This window comes from Thalassospira lohafexi, from assembly GCF_002844275.1.
In the GTDB taxonomy this organism is placed as follows: domain Bacteria; phylum Pseudomonadota; class Alphaproteobacteria; order Rhodospirillales; family Thalassospiraceae; genus Thalassospira; species Thalassospira lohafexi.
In genome coordinates this window covers 373,066-388,385 of record NZ_NXGX01000004.1, presented here as the reverse complement: position 1 = coordinate 388,385, position 15,320 = coordinate 373,066, and the positions used below count along the sequence as shown (strand labels likewise).

Here is a 15,320-nt window from a genome sequence, read left to right as displayed (position 1 = left end):
TCCTGATTGGTTGAATGACGCACGCAACGGGCTGGCGTGAAATTCTAATCACTGGACGGGTGCGCCAATCCGGTCTATCGAACCTCATGATCACAACATTCACACTGATGGTCGGGCTGTTTTTGTCGGCCTTCACCTCCGCCACCCTCCTGCCCGGCACGTCCGAGGCGGCCTTGGCCGCATTGGTGGCATCGGGCGATCATGCTGTGTGGGGGTTGGTGGCGGTTGCAACAGCGGGGAATGTTTTGGGATCAACGGTCAACTGGGCCCTCGGCCTATATGTTGATCGCTTCAAAAACCGCCGCTGGTTTCCGGTCTCCCCCGATGCGCTGGATCGGGCGTCACGCTGGTTTGGTAAATACGGGATTTGGTCATTGCTTTTGGCATGGTTGCCGGTCATTGGCGATCCGCTGACCTTGCTTGCCGGTGTGATGCGTGTGCGCTTTGTGCCGTTTCTGATCCTTGTCACCATTGGCAAGGCCGCGCGCTATGCCATGATTGCCGGTGGGGCATCGGTCCTCATGACCCTTTTGGGTCCATAAAATCCGATCAAAGGGCAATAACGTTCAATAATTCCCCGACCAGACCGCTATTCTGAACACAAGAATACCGCCCCAAACACGCCAAGTCTGGCAGAGGAAACCGCCCCACAATGTCCACGACCTCCATCATCATGACCGCCCCGCTCAGCCTGTATCTGTCGATGGCCGCCTTCGCCCTTGCCGCCTCAATCACCCCCGGCCCGGTCAACATCATCGTGTTAAGTTCCGGGGTGCAGTTTGGCTTCCGGTCGTCCTTACGCCTTGTATTTGGCGCCACGGCGGGGTTTTGCCTGTTGCTGCTTCTGATCGGGTTGGGCCTGCATGAATTGCTAACCGCCTTCCCGCAAATGACCACGATCATTCAATGGGCCGGGGTGGCGTTTTTGCTGTTCATGGCGTGGAAGCTATTTTCAAGTTCGGGTGAACTTGGCAAACGCGACGCCGGGGTCGGCCCGTCGGCCATCACCGGGGCGCTGATGCAATGGGTCAATCCCAAGGCTTGGCTGGCCTCGATTGCCGGGATGGGGGCTTATGCAGCTTCAGGCGCGCCTGCGCTCATCTGGGAATTTACCGCGATCTATTTTGTGGTGTGCTTCGCCTCGGTCGCCTGCTGGGCCTATGCCGGGGCGTTTCTGGGCCGTTTTCTGGGCGAGCCATCGCGCATTCGCATCTTTAACCGCGTAATGGCGGCATTGCTGGTGGCCAGTGCAGTTTATCTGATTTTGGGATAAATTAGTTTTGCAAGAGAAGAGCACACAGGATTACTCAATTCCATAAAGCAATCCTAACTTCCTTTCTTCCTGCTCAGTAGAAACAGAAATTTGTTCTATTGAAGCAATTATTCTACTGATCGCTTGGGTACACCGCTCTTCAAGGTTATTAATTTCCTCGTCAGTGTCTGGTAGATGAACGGCTAGAGTATTTTCAAAAAGGTTGCGGATGTCATCAAGTAACGCCATTTTAAAACTGCGAATTTCCGCTGGGGTTTCAATCGCATTCATAACTGCAACAACTCTCAAACGGAAAGGTTCTTTATCAAATTCTCTCAAAATTCGCTTTACTGCTCTACCGCGATCCCGATTGGGCTCGTCATCACCTTGACATACACGAACGATTCTGGCCGACAACAGCTCTAATTCTTCTTTGAACGGTTTTGAATATTCTCTCAGTTCAATGCACTTATCGAGACGATCAATTACAACCCTCTTTTTTTGGTCGTTCAGTACCTTTGCTTGATGAGCAATTTGTTCTTTCGTTGAGTTAATCATCGCATTGATTTGTTGTTTGCTAGCTATCAAGACAATGAAGCCACCCGACAAACCAAATAATCCGGCAGACATAGTCTCCCACTCAAATTCTCTTAGCCAATTGCAAGCAACTTTAGCGCACCCCGACACGACGGCAGGCTCAATGATTCCCAAAAAAACGCTTGTTACTGCTAGAGCGAGAGAAATACCGAATGGCAACCAATAAACTAACATTCCCAATCCCCCCAAAAGCTGCAACTTCCCTGATGATCGCTTGAATTTTTCTGACCTAAGCCACTATTGTGCGGGCATATTGCCGCGGGGTTGCTGCCATCAGCCGTTTGAAGATGCGCTGAAAATGGGCCTGATCGGCAAAGCCGGTTTCAAGCGCGACATCGGCGATCCTTTGCCCCCGGCGCAACGCATGGCGCGCCCGTTGAATGCGGCAATTGATCAAATAGGCATAGGGCGTCATGCCAAATGTCTTTTTAAACACCCGCACCAGATAGGACCGTGAATAGCCAACCGCCCCACAGATATCATCCAGACTGACATTTTCATGGCATCGGCTGCGGATATAATCGCAAACCTCGGCCATCTTGCCCCCGGTCCGCAGGCTGACCTGATGGTCCAGAACGCCCGTACCGTCAAGCTGCACATGCAAATCACCAAAGAACGACACCAGTGCCGTTTCCTTGCCCAGAACATCTGTATCGCGATCACTTAACGTATCGGCAAGCCCCAGCAACCCGGCATAAAGACGCGGATCATGGCTGAGCGTATCGGAAAACATCGCGAACTTTCCCGCCGCATCGGCATCAATTTCAATCTGGAGATCCAAAAGCCAGTCCGGGTCGACAAACAGCATGTCATAACACCAGTCCGCCCCCGCCACCGGGTTGCAGCCATGCACATCTTCGGGATTGAGGATCACCACCGATCCGGCCTGCGTTGCGTGGGTTTTGCCCCGGTTCCAATAGGTGCTGTAACCGCCCTTTACCGTGCCAATCGAAAACGTATCGTGGCTGTGGCGCTCATAACATACCGCCCGCCCGTCCGCGACACGGCGCAGTTCAACAAACGGCAAAGCGTCGTCGCGCCAGAAGTGTTGATTTCGGGTATTGGGCGGTGCCATGTACGACAGCCTTCTTGTGATCAGGGTCAAGTTTTATAAATTCAAACATAGGTCAATTTCCCCTGTGGCGCCACCGTGCAGGGATGCTTATAGTGCCCCAAATGTTCGATGATCGTTCCGACGAAAACACACCCCGTTTCAATCCACCCAACGCGCCGGTCATGGTCGTTGGATTGCGCCATGCTGTGTTTTTATCCCCCGATGGCGAGATTGAAGAACTCCCGCATGGGGCTGCGGCCAAACGGGCGCGGTCAACCCGCCCGATTTTGGTGCATACGCCTGCCTGTGCGCGGCGTTTGAAAACCGATCCGTTTCCGGCCCATGATTTGCTCGAACTGTTTGCATTTGTCCGCCCGGCCCAGTTTTGTGTGCCGACCCCGCGTGGTATTGCGCTGGCAACCGGGCAAAAGCCCTGTGACGATCTGATCGGACAGGCCGAAGCGCTGGCCGAGGCCATGAAACGACTTTTGCAGGAACTGGCCACCCTTCATCGCAACAAACGCGCCCCCGCCCTTGCCATCGCATGGCCGATGGCGCGCGGGCATTGGCCGTGGGGTGTGCCCGTTTTGGCAGCCTTGGGGGCGGATGGTGACGGGCCGCATCGTTATGCGGTTTATGACGGATTGAAAGTCTGGAAGAAGCTTGGCGAATGGGCCGAACATGCCCCGCCCCCGCCCCCGGCCAACAATCCGGTTGATCCCAAGGATGCGCGTAAACGCCTGAAAGAACTTCTGGGCGAGGGTGCCGAAGAACGCCCGCAGCAAGCCGATTATGCGTCATCGGTTTGCTCGGCCTTTGGCCCGCGTCTTCATGATGGCGCGCCCAACATCGTTCTGGCCGAGGCCGGAACGGGGACGGGGAAAACGCTTGGCTACGTCGCGCCCGCATCGCTTTGGGCACAGAAAAACGACGGTGCAGTGTGGATTTCGACCTACACCCGCAACCTGCAACGCCAGATCGATCAGGAACTTGATCGGCTTTATACCGATCCCAAGGACAAACGCCTTAAGGCCGTGGTGCGCAAAGGCCGGGAAAACTATTTCTGTCTTCTGAATTTCGAAGAAGCCCAAAGGCCGCTTAACCAGCAACCCCATCAGGCAACGCCATTGGGCCTGATTGCGCGTTGGGCGCTGCATACCCGTGATGGCGACATGGTCGGCGGGGATTTCCCTGCATGGCTGACCGAATTACTCGGTAACCGCTTTACCGGCGCGCTTGCCGATCAGCGCGGCGAATGTATTTACGCCGCCTGCCCGCATTATTCGCGCTGCTTTATCGAAAAAACCGTGCGCCGGGCGCGCTCGGCCGAAATCGTGGTGGCCAACCATGCGCTTGTTATGGTGCAGGCGGCCTTGGGCGGGCTTGATGATGCCTCCATGCCATCACGCTATGTCTTTGACGAAGGCCATCACTTGTTTGATGCCGCTGATAAGGCCTTTTCCGCCCATCTGACCGGACAGGAAGGTCAGGAATTGCGCCGCTGGTTGCTGGGTGCGGAGCAAAAAGGATCATCGCGCGCACGTGGTTTGAAACAACGGCTTGAAACCCTGATTGTCGATCGTGATGAGTTGCGTGATGCCGTCAATGCGGTAATTGTCGCCGCCCAATGCCTGCCTGAACAGGGTTGGCTGTCGCGCATTCATGATGGATCGGAACATGCCAAAGGCCCGGCCGAGGCCTTTTTGGCCCATGTCCGTGCACAGGTGCTGGCCCGTGCGGCGGATGGCGACCGGGGCTATTCGATTGAAACCGATTGCAAACCGGCGATTGATGGGGTTCTCGCCAGTGCCGCCGATCTGGACCGCGCACTTGCCGCGATGGAAAAACCGGCCAAACTGCTGATTAAAATCATCGCGCATATGCTCGATGAAAAGGCCGACGAACTTGAATCCGCCGAACGTCAGCGCCTTGATGCCGCCATCCGGTCGCTCGAACGCCGTGCGATCATGCAGGTTGCTGCGTGGCGTGAAATGCTGGCGTCCCTGGTTGAGGAAACGCCCAAAACCTTTGTCGAATGGTTTGCGATTGAACGCCAGTTTGGCCGCGATTTTGATGTCGGCATGCATCGCCATTACCTTGACCCGACCTTGCCGCTGACATCCGCACTTGCCCCGACTGCGCATGGCATGGTGGTGACGTCCGCCACCCTTCGCGATGGCACGGGCGATGATGATTTTGACTGGCACGTCGCCGAGGATCGCACCGGCGCATCACACATGCCGCTGCCCGCCATCCGGGCGGCAATGAAAAGCCCGTATAATTATCGCGAACAAACCCGTGTTTTCATCGTCAATGATCTGGGGCGCGATAACCCCGACCATATTGCCGCGGCCTATCGCGAACTGTTTTTGGCATCGGGCGGCGGTGCACTTGGTCTGTTTACCGCCATCACGCGCCTGCGCGCGATTTACGAACGCCTGACCGGCCCGATGGATGATGCCGGGTTACAATTGCTGGCCCAGCATATTGACGGCATGGATGTATCCACCCTGATTGATATTTTCCGGGTCGAGCGCGATGCCTGTTTGCTCGGAACCGATGCGGTGCGCGACGGGGTCGATGTGCCGGGTGATTCCTTGCGCCTGATTGTCTTTGACCGCGTGCCATGGCCGCGCCCCGACATCCTGCACCGCGCACGTAAGGCGGCATTCCACGGCGCACGCTACGACGACATGCTTACGCGTTTGCGCATGAAACAGGCATTCGGCCGCCTTGTCCGCCGTGCCGAAGATCGCGGGGTGTTTGTCTTGCTCGATAACCGCATGCCATCAAGGCTTTTGGGGGCGTTTCCCGAAGATGTTGAGGTGCAGCGTGTTGGATTGCGCGAGGCGATTGAGCAGACGCGGAGCTTCCTGCGCCCCGATCAAACTTGACCAAGGGCTTTACAGCTCATCAAATGTTTCCGCCCTTAAATCCGCATCAATATCATGCCGAAGCGCAAGCCGAAGCGCATTGAGGATCGCAATCACATCAATGCCTTCCTGCAAGAGCGCACCGGCGACCGGGGTGATATAGCCCCCTGCCGCAAAGCCCATAGCAAGGATCGACAGCACCATACCGCCGATCACACTTTGCAAAAGGATGCGGCGCATCGCAATGCTGATGTGTAGAAGCTCATCGACTGTGACCAAGGATGCTTCGGGGATCACAGCACCTGCGGCATCCGCCGTTACCGCACTTTCCTTGCCAAAGGCGATACCAACCGTGGCAACGGCCAGTGCCGGGGCGTCATTAATGCCATCCCCCATGAAAATGGTTGGTGCTTTGGCCGTTTCAGCCCGCACGATGGCAACTTTCTGTTCCGGGCTTTGCGACGCCAGACTTTCGGAAATGCCCAGCAATTCCGAAAGGTAGCTGACCTCGCTTTCACGATCACCCGATAGCAACATGACCTTTTTGAAGTGATGGATATCGCCCAGATGACCGACAAAACTGCTGCCTTCGGCACGTGGCTGGTCGCGGAACCGGAAGGTTGCACCATAATCACCATCGATCAGCACCACGCATTCAAGCCCGGCAGTGGTTTCGGGCAGAAGGGCAGCAATCGCAGGATCAGTTTTCGCTAGCTTGTTGCGATGGGTCACCACGACCTCATGCCCATCCGCCCGCCCGCTTAGGCCCTGCCCCGGCTTTTCCGAGGCATGATTGACCTCATCAAGCGGCAGGTTGCGTTCGCGTGCAGCGGCCAGCACGGCCGAGGCCAGCGGATGCTTGGAATAGCGTTCCAGACTGGCGGCCAACCTTAACACATGTGCGCCATCGACATCCGCGCCGGGCAGGATTTCGACCAGTTCCGGGCGGCCATAAGTCAGCGTGCCGGTCTTATCAAAAATGGCGGTTTGGCAGGTCGGCAACCGTTCCAGTACGGTCGGATCACGAATGACGATCCCGCGCCGTGCGGCAATGGAAATCGCACTCATCACCGTGATCGGAATGGCGATCAAAAGCGGACACGGGGTTGCCACCACAAGAACCGCCAGAAAGCGCGATGAATCGCCGCTCAGATACCCGACCACTATGGCAAACAGCAACGCCGCCGGGGCAAACCACGCACCGATCTGATCGCCAAGGCGACGAATGCGCGGGCGTTTTTGTTCGGCCTCGGCCATGACATTCATAATCTGGGCATAGCGGGAATCCCGCGCGCGCTTTTCCGCACGAATGATCAGCACCGCCTCGCCATTGATGGCCCCCGAAAGCACTGAAGTCCCCGGTGCTTTGGCGACCACATAAGGCTCCCCGGTCAGATAGCTTTCATCCATCGAACCATGCCCATCGACAACAGTGCCATCCACCGGGGCTGTTTCATGGGGAAAGACTGCGATCAGATCGCCAATTTCAATCTCATTGATCGCGATGTCGGAAATCTCGCCCGCCGCGTCCTTTCGGTGCGCAACACTTGGCATGCGTCTGGCCAGCGCATTGAGTGCTGAGGATGCCTTGCGCATGGCAAAGCTTTCCAGCACCTGCCCGCCGGTCAACATCAGGACAATCAGGCTGGCGGCAAGATATTCGCCAAGAACCACCCCCGTGATAAACGAAATGGCGGCGAGAAAATCCGCCCCCATTTCGCGCCGCAGGAATTTAAGTACGAGCTGGGCAAGGATCGGCACGCCGCCGAGTATAAACAACGCATAAAAGGGAATATCAGCCGTGCGATACGCGCCCAGCATATCCGGCCCAACCCACGTCAGGACGAAATGCCCTGCCATGGCAAACAACGTTACGATCAATATGGCGCGGTTAAGTGCAGGCGAAGACAGTGCTTCGTCAAGCCGCTCCAAAACCTCGTCAAACGCGTGACGTGCCATAATTTATCCCAGAGTAACAAGCGTCATCAGGGTTGCGCGACCTTACCCATCGCCATCGACACCATCAGGTAACTAAAGCCCGACGACAAAAGGTTCACACCAAGCAACAACCCAATCGCCCAGGTCGCCGAGCTTGGCAGTTCGGCAAAGATCAGGATACCGGCAAGGATCGCCACCCCGCCGGAAAACAGCATCCATTTCCAGCCGGGAAACTGACTAAGCCGCGACGCCATCAGGACTTCAAGCAGACCTTGCAAGATAAAGGCAATCGCCAGCAACACCGTCAGCGTCACAATACCGCCAAGCGGGAAGAAGGCCAGCCACACACCGATCAAGCCGAAAATGATGCCCTGCACCACATCAACCCCGCGCCGCGTGGGCGTATCGGCATTCCATGCGCCGTAAAAATGGCCCATCGCGCCGATCAGGAACAGCCAGCCAATCACGGTTTTAAAGGCAATGGTCGTCGCAAAAGGAAACGCCACGGCAAGAATGCCAAGGACCAGCAAAATGATCCCGACATTGCGCAACCGCTTGCGTCCTTTTTCCAGCAACCCCTTCATTTCCGGTGTGCCGTCATTTACCACCTGCGTCATGTTTGCTTACTCCTGTCTGCCTTCTGTGCACATCAAAAGCTTCAACCCAAAGTAGTTTATTTCGGGAAAAGCCGATAGAAAAAACTCACTACTTGCAGGCGCTTGCCGCCTTCACCAACCAGTCCGCGACGTCCCGAACAGCCGGGCGCTGCTCATAAGACGGCTGCACCAAATGGGTCGCAAGCGGGCTTTGAACCGGAGCAAACGGCAAGGCAACAAGATCATGTTTGGCAATGGTGGCACGCGCAAACGGCAACCGGGTCAAGGCCACGCCCAACCCGGCCTCTGCGGCTGACAGAACAACGCTGTAATCTTCAAACCGGCGGTCTGATGGTTTTTGCCGGAATTTAACCCCATGCGCGTCAAGCCAGTGCCGCCATCCGGTCGCGTCGCTGTCATGGAGCAAGGGCATGGTGGCGATCTGTGCCGCGTCCAGCCCCGATGGATCACGCCCATCGAGCATCGACGGTGCGATCAACGGGATCAACTGATCAGAAAACAACACGGTTGATCGCGTGCCCTGCCACTGCCCCTTGCCGCACCGGATGGCAAGATCGGTTTGCCCATCCGTGAAATCCGCCAGCCGTTCGGAAATTTCAAGTTCCAGCCGCACATCAAGGTCGCGTTCAATTTCCGGCACCAGTGCCAGCAACCAGATCCGGGCATAGGACGGCAGCAAACTGACCTTGATGACATCAGGCCCACGCCGCTGGCGCCATGGCTGTGCGCCTTGTGACAACAGATCAATCGCACATTGCGTATCGCGCAAAAACCTCTGCCCATCCGGGGTCGGGCGCACCCCGCGACCATAGCGTTCAAACAGATCATAGCCCAGCCATTGTTCGACTTGCGACACATGCCGGCTGATCACGCTGTGCGTGACATTCATTTCGGTTGCTGCGGCCGAAAACGATCCGCTGCGTGCCGCGGCAAGAACTGCCGGTAACAGGGCAAGGGGTGGAAGTGTCAGGTCGTTACTGTGCGCCATATGCACATCAGACCCCTTGAGCGTGCTCTATGTCAACATCATTCATCGCGCTATCACGGTCTTAAACGACGACACAGCATAGCATTTGAAAGGATATGCGATGTTTTCCCGATCTACGCTTGGCCTCACCGCTGCACTGGTTACGGTCCTGTCATGGGCCGCCTCCTTTCCCCTGATCGGAGTGGCACTTGGTCATTTTGATCCACTGCCACTCGCGGCTACGCGATTTGCCATTGCCGCCTGCCCGGCCGTCATCTGGCTTTTGATCATACGCCCGCCGCTTCCACGCGTGCGCGACTTGGCCCGCCTTGCACTTGGCGGTGCAATTGGCATCAGCATCTATAACTGGCTTCTCAATACCGGACAGCAAACCGTATCGCCGGGGGCCGCCAGCTTTATCATCAATACCCTGCCGATCTGGACAGCCCTTCTGGCAACCCTGTTCTTGCGGGAACGGTTTGGGTATCGCGCATGGATTGCCACGGCCATCAGCTTTTCGGGCGTCTTTTTGATCGCACAGGGTCAGCCGGGCGAAATGCGCTTTGGCAATGGCAGTTCGCTGATCCTGTTGGCATCGATCCTGTCGGCAAGTTACTTTGTTCTCGTACGCGGTCTTATCGCGCGTTACGGGGCGGGCACCTGCACCTGCTGGACCCTGATCACTGGCGCCTTCTGGTTATCGCCTTGGTTACCAGACGGACTGGCACAGCTTGGCACAGCACCCATGCCGGTGATCTCTGCGATGGTGTTTCTTGGTTTGGTTTCGGCCTCCCTTGGGTACGCGACCTGGAGTTTCGCCATCGGCCATTTTGGTCCCGCCCTTGCGGCCAACTTTCTCTATCTCGTGCCCCCACTTGCCATCGCGCTTGCATGGAGTCTGAGTGCGATTACCCCCGATATTCTGACCATCATCGGCGGTGGCGTTGCGATTGGGGGAGTGGTTATCTTCCGTTTCTGGACCGGCCAATCCCCCCGCAAGGCAACCGCGTAACACCAAAGCGCCGGGCATCGCCCGGCGTTTTCAAATCATTATAAAGAAATACTGATAACTGGTTCACACGACGAGGCTTTGACAGGGTGTCTTTCAGGGTTTATTGAAAGTTCGTATCTTTCCAATATGGATCGAAGCTCGTGTCCGTTACCCGCAAACACATATCGGCTGCTCGACGCACGCTCTCCCTTTTCGTAGGGTGGCTGTTGCTGGTGAATGCCATGATGTTCGGGTTCATGCACGCGCCTGTCGCACTTGCTGCGGTTCCCACCGGCACGGAAAGTGCCCAGACCTATGTTCCGCTGATCATCTGTACGGCAAACGGGATCAAAACAATCTCGGTCCCGGCAGACGTCGCTGACGACGGCAGCACATCCCCACACAGCTCCAACAGCTATGAGGGGTTCCAATGCGCCAGTTGCGGTCTTGGCAATCATGCGGTCGGCTTGCCGGTTCATCCGGAACTGCCGCTGGTTCACCGCGTAAAACTGTCCAATAAGGTTACCGCCCTTCACATTACCGCACGGCTGCATGACTTCTGCCCGATTGCAGCATCGCCGCGCGCACCTCCCAAAGCCATTTAATCCTGTTTCTGATCATCGGTGGCCTCGCTTAACGCCACCAGTGCATCTGCAAGGCCGGTTTTCGATCAGAAACAGCCATATCTGCCCGTCCATACGGGTACGATCCCGGGCATCGTTCCGGGTCCATAGACTGGTGTCGGTACGCGACCCCGCAATCGCCGCGTATCTCCATTTTGCCAATGGGGGGAAATCCCATGAACAAAGCAGACGCCTTCATTCTTCTGGAAAAACTTGCCGAACCTTCTGCACTTACCCTGCCCGCCGATGCGTGCATTGGCCATCACGCCGAAGACGGGACGTTCATTCACGTCATGGTCAGCGGCCTTGCCATGCGCTGCCAATACACCGAGGACGGGGAACGACAGGTGTGTCGCGTCTATCGACCCGGCGAACTGATCGGGCTTGAAATGCTGTCGGTGACCGATCCGTCGCTTGTGATCGAAACCATTGCCCCGTCCGTCATCAAACGCATTTCGATCACGCGGCTGCGCATGGCACAGCAAAATGACCCACGTACGCAGGCCGCGATCATGTCGCTTCTGGCAAGCGAGGTGATGGACGGTCAGCAGCTTAAAATAAGCTTTGGTACCGGATCGGCCATGCGCCGGATTTGCCGGTTCCTGCTTTGGGCGGCCAACAAGGATGAAGTCACCCTGCCCAACCGCGAAAAGCTGGGCAGCATCATCGCCACGACGACCGAAACCGCCAGCCGGATGATTGCCGACTTAAAACGTCAGGGGGCCATCGCCAAAAGCCCGGTTCTGGCATCCATGGTCAACATCAACCGGGAAAAACTCACGGCACGTGCGGGTGAAATTCACGAACAATCCGCCGCGTAAAAAAAATAGGCCCGTCATCCACTATGACGGGCCTGTTTTAAATCTTGGTATCTGATGCAATTAAGTAGAACTCAGTGCGGCTTTCCCGAAACATTGACCGGCAATTTGGTCGCACCGCTGATGTTGGCCTTAAGCAAGATTTCCATCTCGCCCGACGGGACCGGCTTGCTGAAATAGAACCCTTGCACCTCGTCAACACCCTCGGATGCAATGTGATCAAGCTGGGTTTCGGTTTCGATCCCTTCAACATTGACCGCCATGCCAAACGACCGGGCAAGGAACACCACCGCACGGACAATCGCCGCATTGCCGTCCGAACTGTCGATATCAATGATGAACGACCGGTCGATCTTGATCTTGTCGACCGGGAACCGTTTAAGATACGCCAGCGACGAATAGCCGGTACCAAAATCATCAATCGCAATGCGAATGCCCTGATTGCGCAAAATGCCAAGCGTAATGGCCGCTTCGCGCGGGTTGTCCATCACCGCACCTTCGGTAACTTCGAACTGCAACTGATGGGGATCAAGGCCCGAACGCGCCAACACATCGCCAACACTTTCAATCAGGTCTTCGTGACGGGCCAGTTCAAGCGGGGATAAATTGACCGATATGGTCAATTCGCCATAACCGTCATCGCGCCATGCCCGGGTTTGCGCACAGGCCCGGTTCAACACCCATTTGCCGATATCGGCAATAATGCCCATGCGTTCGGCAACCGGAATAAATTCGACCGGACTGACCAGACCGCGTGACGGGCTAAACCAGCGCACCAATGCTTCCATCCCGATGATCCGATGCCCGCCCATATCAATGATCGGCTGATAAAACAGTTCAAGCTCGTCATTTTCAATCGCATGGCCAAGGTCACGTTCGATGGCCTTGCGTTCCTGTACCTCGACCTGAAGCCGTGGCTCAAAGAAATGATACCGGTTGCGGCCTTCGGCCTTGGAACAATAAAGGGCAAGGTCGGCATTGCGCAGCAGGTCTTTTTCATCGCGCCCGTCTTGCGGATACATGCAAATCCCGACCGACGTTGATGCCTGCACTTCATTGCCCTCAAGCATGAAACGCTCCGACACGCGTTCAATCAGGCGCTGCGCGACAAAGGTCACTTCTTCGACCGTGCCCGGTTCATGGATCAAAACGGCAAATTCATCCCCGCCAAGGCGCGCGACAACATCCTCATTGCGCAGACACACCCGCATGCGTTCCCCCACCCCCTGTAAGAGTAGGTCGCCAATCGGGTGGCCCAGCGTATCGTTGATGTCCTTGAAGTTATCAAGATCAAACATCATCAGAACGAAACTGCGGCGTTCGCGTTTGCTGCGTTCCACCGCTGAGGCCAGACGTTCCTGAAATAGGGTCCGGTTCGGAAGCCCGGTCAATCCGTCATGATGGGCCAGGAACTGGATGCGGGCTTCGCTGCGTTTACGGTCGGTAACATCCGTGATTGATCCTTCAATCACGGTGGGCCGCCCCCGCTCATCGCGCACCAGCCGGGCATTTTCCTCGACCCAGATGATCCGGCCATCCGCACGGCGCAATTCGGTTTCAAAACCCTGAACCATACCGTCGCGCAACAACCGCCCGGTCAGACGCAGGCGGCTTACCGGGTTCAAATAATGCTGCTGCAGTTCGTTTTCCTGGGTCAACAGCTCATCGACTGTTTCATAGCCCAGAATGGAAACAAACGCCGGGTTAGCCGATAACACTGGGCCAAGCGGCATGCTTTGATAAAGACCCTCGGCGGAGTTTTCGAAAATACCGCGGAATTTTTCTTCGGCGTGGCGCAAGGCGCGTTCGACCGACAGCTTTTCGGTCACGTCCTGACCGATGCAGATCACCCCTGCGATATCGCCGTCCTCGCCGAAATGCGCACGCGCATTCCATTGCAACAGGCGTTCTTCACCGTCGCGCCGTTTAAACGAAAACACTTCATCCTTGATGATTTCGCCCGACAACAACCGGCGTACCGCCATGCGCACCCGCGCACGGTCTTCCTGCACCAGCAGGAAATCGAAAAAGTTCTGACCCGCGGCTTCCATCCAGGAATAGCCAAATGTCCATTCGCATTCCCGGTTGTATTCCAGAATGCGTCCTTCGGAATCAAGGAACATGATCACGCTGCCTGCGGTCTGCACCAACGCCCGGTAGCGTTCCTGACGGCGGCGCAGGTCATATTCGGCCTGCCGGTTTTTGGTAATGTCTGTGATGGTCACGCTATAGCCCAGCAACCCGCCGCCTTCGCCGCGAATTTCCGTGGCATTGAACCGCACCCAGATTTGGCTGCCATCTGCGCGGCGCATTTCGATATCGCGCGCATGAACGCCAATGCCCGACGCCAGATCGCGGCGCAATTGCACCCGGTCGCTGTCGTGGGCGTAAAATGTTTCGGGGCGGCGTAAGTAGGCCTGAACGACGTCGCGCACCGTATCGAAGTTAAACAGTGCTGCGGTTTCTTCGTTTACGCTTGTAACCGTCCCGTCGGCATCAAGATCGATAATACCGTGAACAGCATGTTCAAGCGCACGGCGATAACTTTCTTCACGCGTGCGTTCCTGCCCGAATAAAACAACATGATCGGCCCCAAGCAACGGCATGCATTGCCATTGGAAGAACCGTTGCCCGTAATGAACCGTGCGCGAATTATCGGCACCAAACTGCGGCCCCTCGTCCGCAACCAGCGCTTTTTGATCCTTGGGATGAGCCAGCGAAAGCGGGGTTATGAAACCAACATCAAGGGCCAGCCTTTCGGCCGCCTTATTCGCACAGCGCAGGGCGCCATTACGTTCAAAGATCAAAACCGGCAACGGCGAAATAAGCGATCCGATGCCTGAGGAAATATCGGAATCTATTCCCAGAAAACGCACATATTCACGGCCACTGATCTGCAGCTTCCAGCCAAACAGAACAACGTCCTTGCCATCTTTCGTTTCCGTACGGCTGTAATAGCCGTCAGACATCTGGATTTCAGTGCTGAGGTCAGGAAGGATTTTCGACAGGCCATCAACGTCATCAAGCGCATGCCAGCCGTCTTGCTCGACCGCAGGACCGGTCTCGAAAGACCAGTCCGACCATGCCGAATTGACAAGCAGACGCCTACCAACAGGGTCATAGACACCTGATGGCATGCTCAAATGGCTGATCAATGCCGCGAGCGTACCGGCGGAATTGATTGCGTTGATGTCTCCCATACCTGATTTGATCGTCATTGTGGTTATTGCTGCGCGACCATAACTTCTACCCCATACCGTGCAAAGGCAAATTTTCCCAGAAAGTGCAAGCGGTCACTATGTTTACGCTATTCTTTTGTAACCGCTTCATTTTTTTATTTTACCGATCTTTACCCTTCTCCACCGCGTGGCGAAAGCCCCCATATGATCTGCACGTGAAGAATGAGGCGATTTCACTACGTAATCATTAAAATCGAGAAAGTTTAATCGGTTAACTGTTGCCCGAACACAATTATGGGCTTACCATTTTTTTGCCCTGAGGTTGTCACAGACATGTGCGACACCCGTCAAATGTCTTGACGGTCCCTGCCAAAAATATGGCCCGCACTGTGTTTCAGACACCCGCTTTGG

12 protein-coding genes are annotated in these 15,320 nt (G+C 56.0%); 6 read left to right on the top strand and 6 right to left on the bottom strand.

The window, feature by feature from the left end; all coding sequences use genetic code 11:
- Nucleotides 1–14 precede the first annotated feature (14 nt).
- Both COO92_RS11555 and COO92_RS11550 read left to right on the top strand, forming a co-directional pair.
- The gene (locus tag COO92_RS11555; protein WP_476718200.1) at nucleotides 15–542 is read left to right on the top strand and encodes a YqaA family protein; all 528 of its coding nucleotides are present in this window, start codon (nucleotides 15–17) and stop codon (nucleotides 540–542) included.
- A 110-nt stretch (nucleotides 543–652) separates the two neighbouring features.
- The gene (locus tag COO92_RS11550; RefSeq protein ID WP_206186399.1) at nucleotides 653–1,273 is read left to right on the top strand and encodes a LysE family translocator; all 621 of its coding nucleotides are present in this window, start codon (nucleotides 653–655) and stop codon (nucleotides 1,271–1,273) included.
- Between the two features lie 30 nt (nucleotides 1,274–1,303).
- Here COO92_RS11550 and COO92_RS11545 read toward each other — a convergent pair whose 3' ends face one another.
- Both COO92_RS11545 and COO92_RS11540 read right to left on the bottom strand, forming a co-directional pair.
- Nucleotides 1,304–2,023, bottom strand: coding sequence for a hypothetical protein (locus COO92_RS11545; protein WP_101302239.1), 720 nt, complete (start codon nucleotides 2,021–2,023; stop codon nucleotides 1,304–1,306).
- Between the two features lie 55 nt (nucleotides 2,024–2,078).
- Entirely contained in the window at nucleotides 2,079–2,924 is an 846-nt protein-coding gene (locus COO92_RS11540) for an AraC family transcriptional regulator (RefSeq protein ID WP_101302238.1), read from the bottom strand.
- A 101-nt stretch (nucleotides 2,925–3,025) separates the two neighbouring features.
- On the opposite strand from COO92_RS11540, the gene COO92_RS11535 reads away from it, so the two are divergent.
- A complete protein-coding gene (locus COO92_RS11535; RefSeq protein WP_101302236.1) occupies nucleotides 3,026–5,797 on the top strand; it encodes an ATP-dependent DNA helicase in 2,772 nt (923 codons plus the stop codon).
- Between the two features lie 9 nt (nucleotides 5,798–5,806).
- Here the strand turns inward: COO92_RS11535 and COO92_RS11530 are convergent, their stop codons facing one another.
- From COO92_RS11530 to COO92_RS11520, 3 genes are all read right to left on the bottom strand, one after another.
- A complete protein-coding gene (locus COO92_RS11530) occupies nucleotides 5,807–7,735 on the bottom strand; it encodes a heavy metal translocating P-type ATPase (protein ID WP_101302234.1) in 1,929 nt (642 codons plus the stop codon).
- A 26-nt stretch (nucleotides 7,736–7,761) separates the two neighbouring features.
- Nucleotides 7,762–8,331, bottom strand: a complete 570-nt coding sequence (locus tag COO92_RS11525) for an HdeD family acid-resistance protein (RefSeq protein ID WP_101302232.1) — start codon at nucleotides 8,329–8,331, stop codon at nucleotides 7,762–7,764.
- An 88-nt stretch (nucleotides 8,332–8,419) separates the two neighbouring features.
- Nucleotides 8,420–9,319: a LysR substrate-binding domain-containing protein gene (locus COO92_RS11520; protein ID WP_101302231.1), complete on the bottom strand. Its 900-nt coding sequence runs from the start codon at nucleotides 9,317–9,319 to the stop codon at nucleotides 8,420–8,422.
- Nucleotides 9,320–9,419: 100 nt separating this feature from the next.
- Between COO92_RS11520 and COO92_RS11515 the strand changes: the two genes are divergently transcribed.
- The 3 genes from COO92_RS11515 (at nucleotide 9,420) to COO92_RS11505 (ending at nucleotide 11,733) form a co-directional block, all read left to right on the top strand.
- Nucleotides 9,420–10,310, top strand: coding sequence for a DMT family transporter (locus tag COO92_RS11515; protein WP_101302229.1), 891 nt, complete (start codon nucleotides 9,420–9,422; stop codon nucleotides 10,308–10,310).
- 140 nt (nucleotides 10,311–10,450) lie between these two features.
- The gene (locus tag COO92_RS11510) at nucleotides 10,451–10,894 is read left to right on the top strand and encodes a DUF2946 family protein (RefSeq protein WP_101302227.1); all 444 of its coding nucleotides are present in this window, start codon (nucleotides 10,451–10,453) and stop codon (nucleotides 10,892–10,894) included.
- A gap of 194 nt (nucleotides 10,895–11,088) precedes the next feature.
- Nucleotides 11,089–11,733 (top strand): Crp/Fnr family transcriptional regulator, encoded by a 645-nt coding sequence (locus COO92_RS11505; protein ID WP_101302225.1) that lies wholly within the window; start codon nucleotides 11,089–11,091, stop codon nucleotides 11,731–11,733.
- A gap of 71 nt (nucleotides 11,734–11,804) precedes the next feature.
- Here COO92_RS11505 and COO92_RS11500 read toward each other — a convergent pair whose 3' ends face one another.
- Nucleotides 11,805–14,948: a sensor domain-containing protein gene (locus tag COO92_RS11500; protein WP_240626409.1), complete on the bottom strand. Its 3,144-nt coding sequence runs from the start codon at nucleotides 14,946–14,948 to the stop codon at nucleotides 11,805–11,807.
- Nucleotides 14,949–15,320 lie beyond the last annotated feature (372 nt).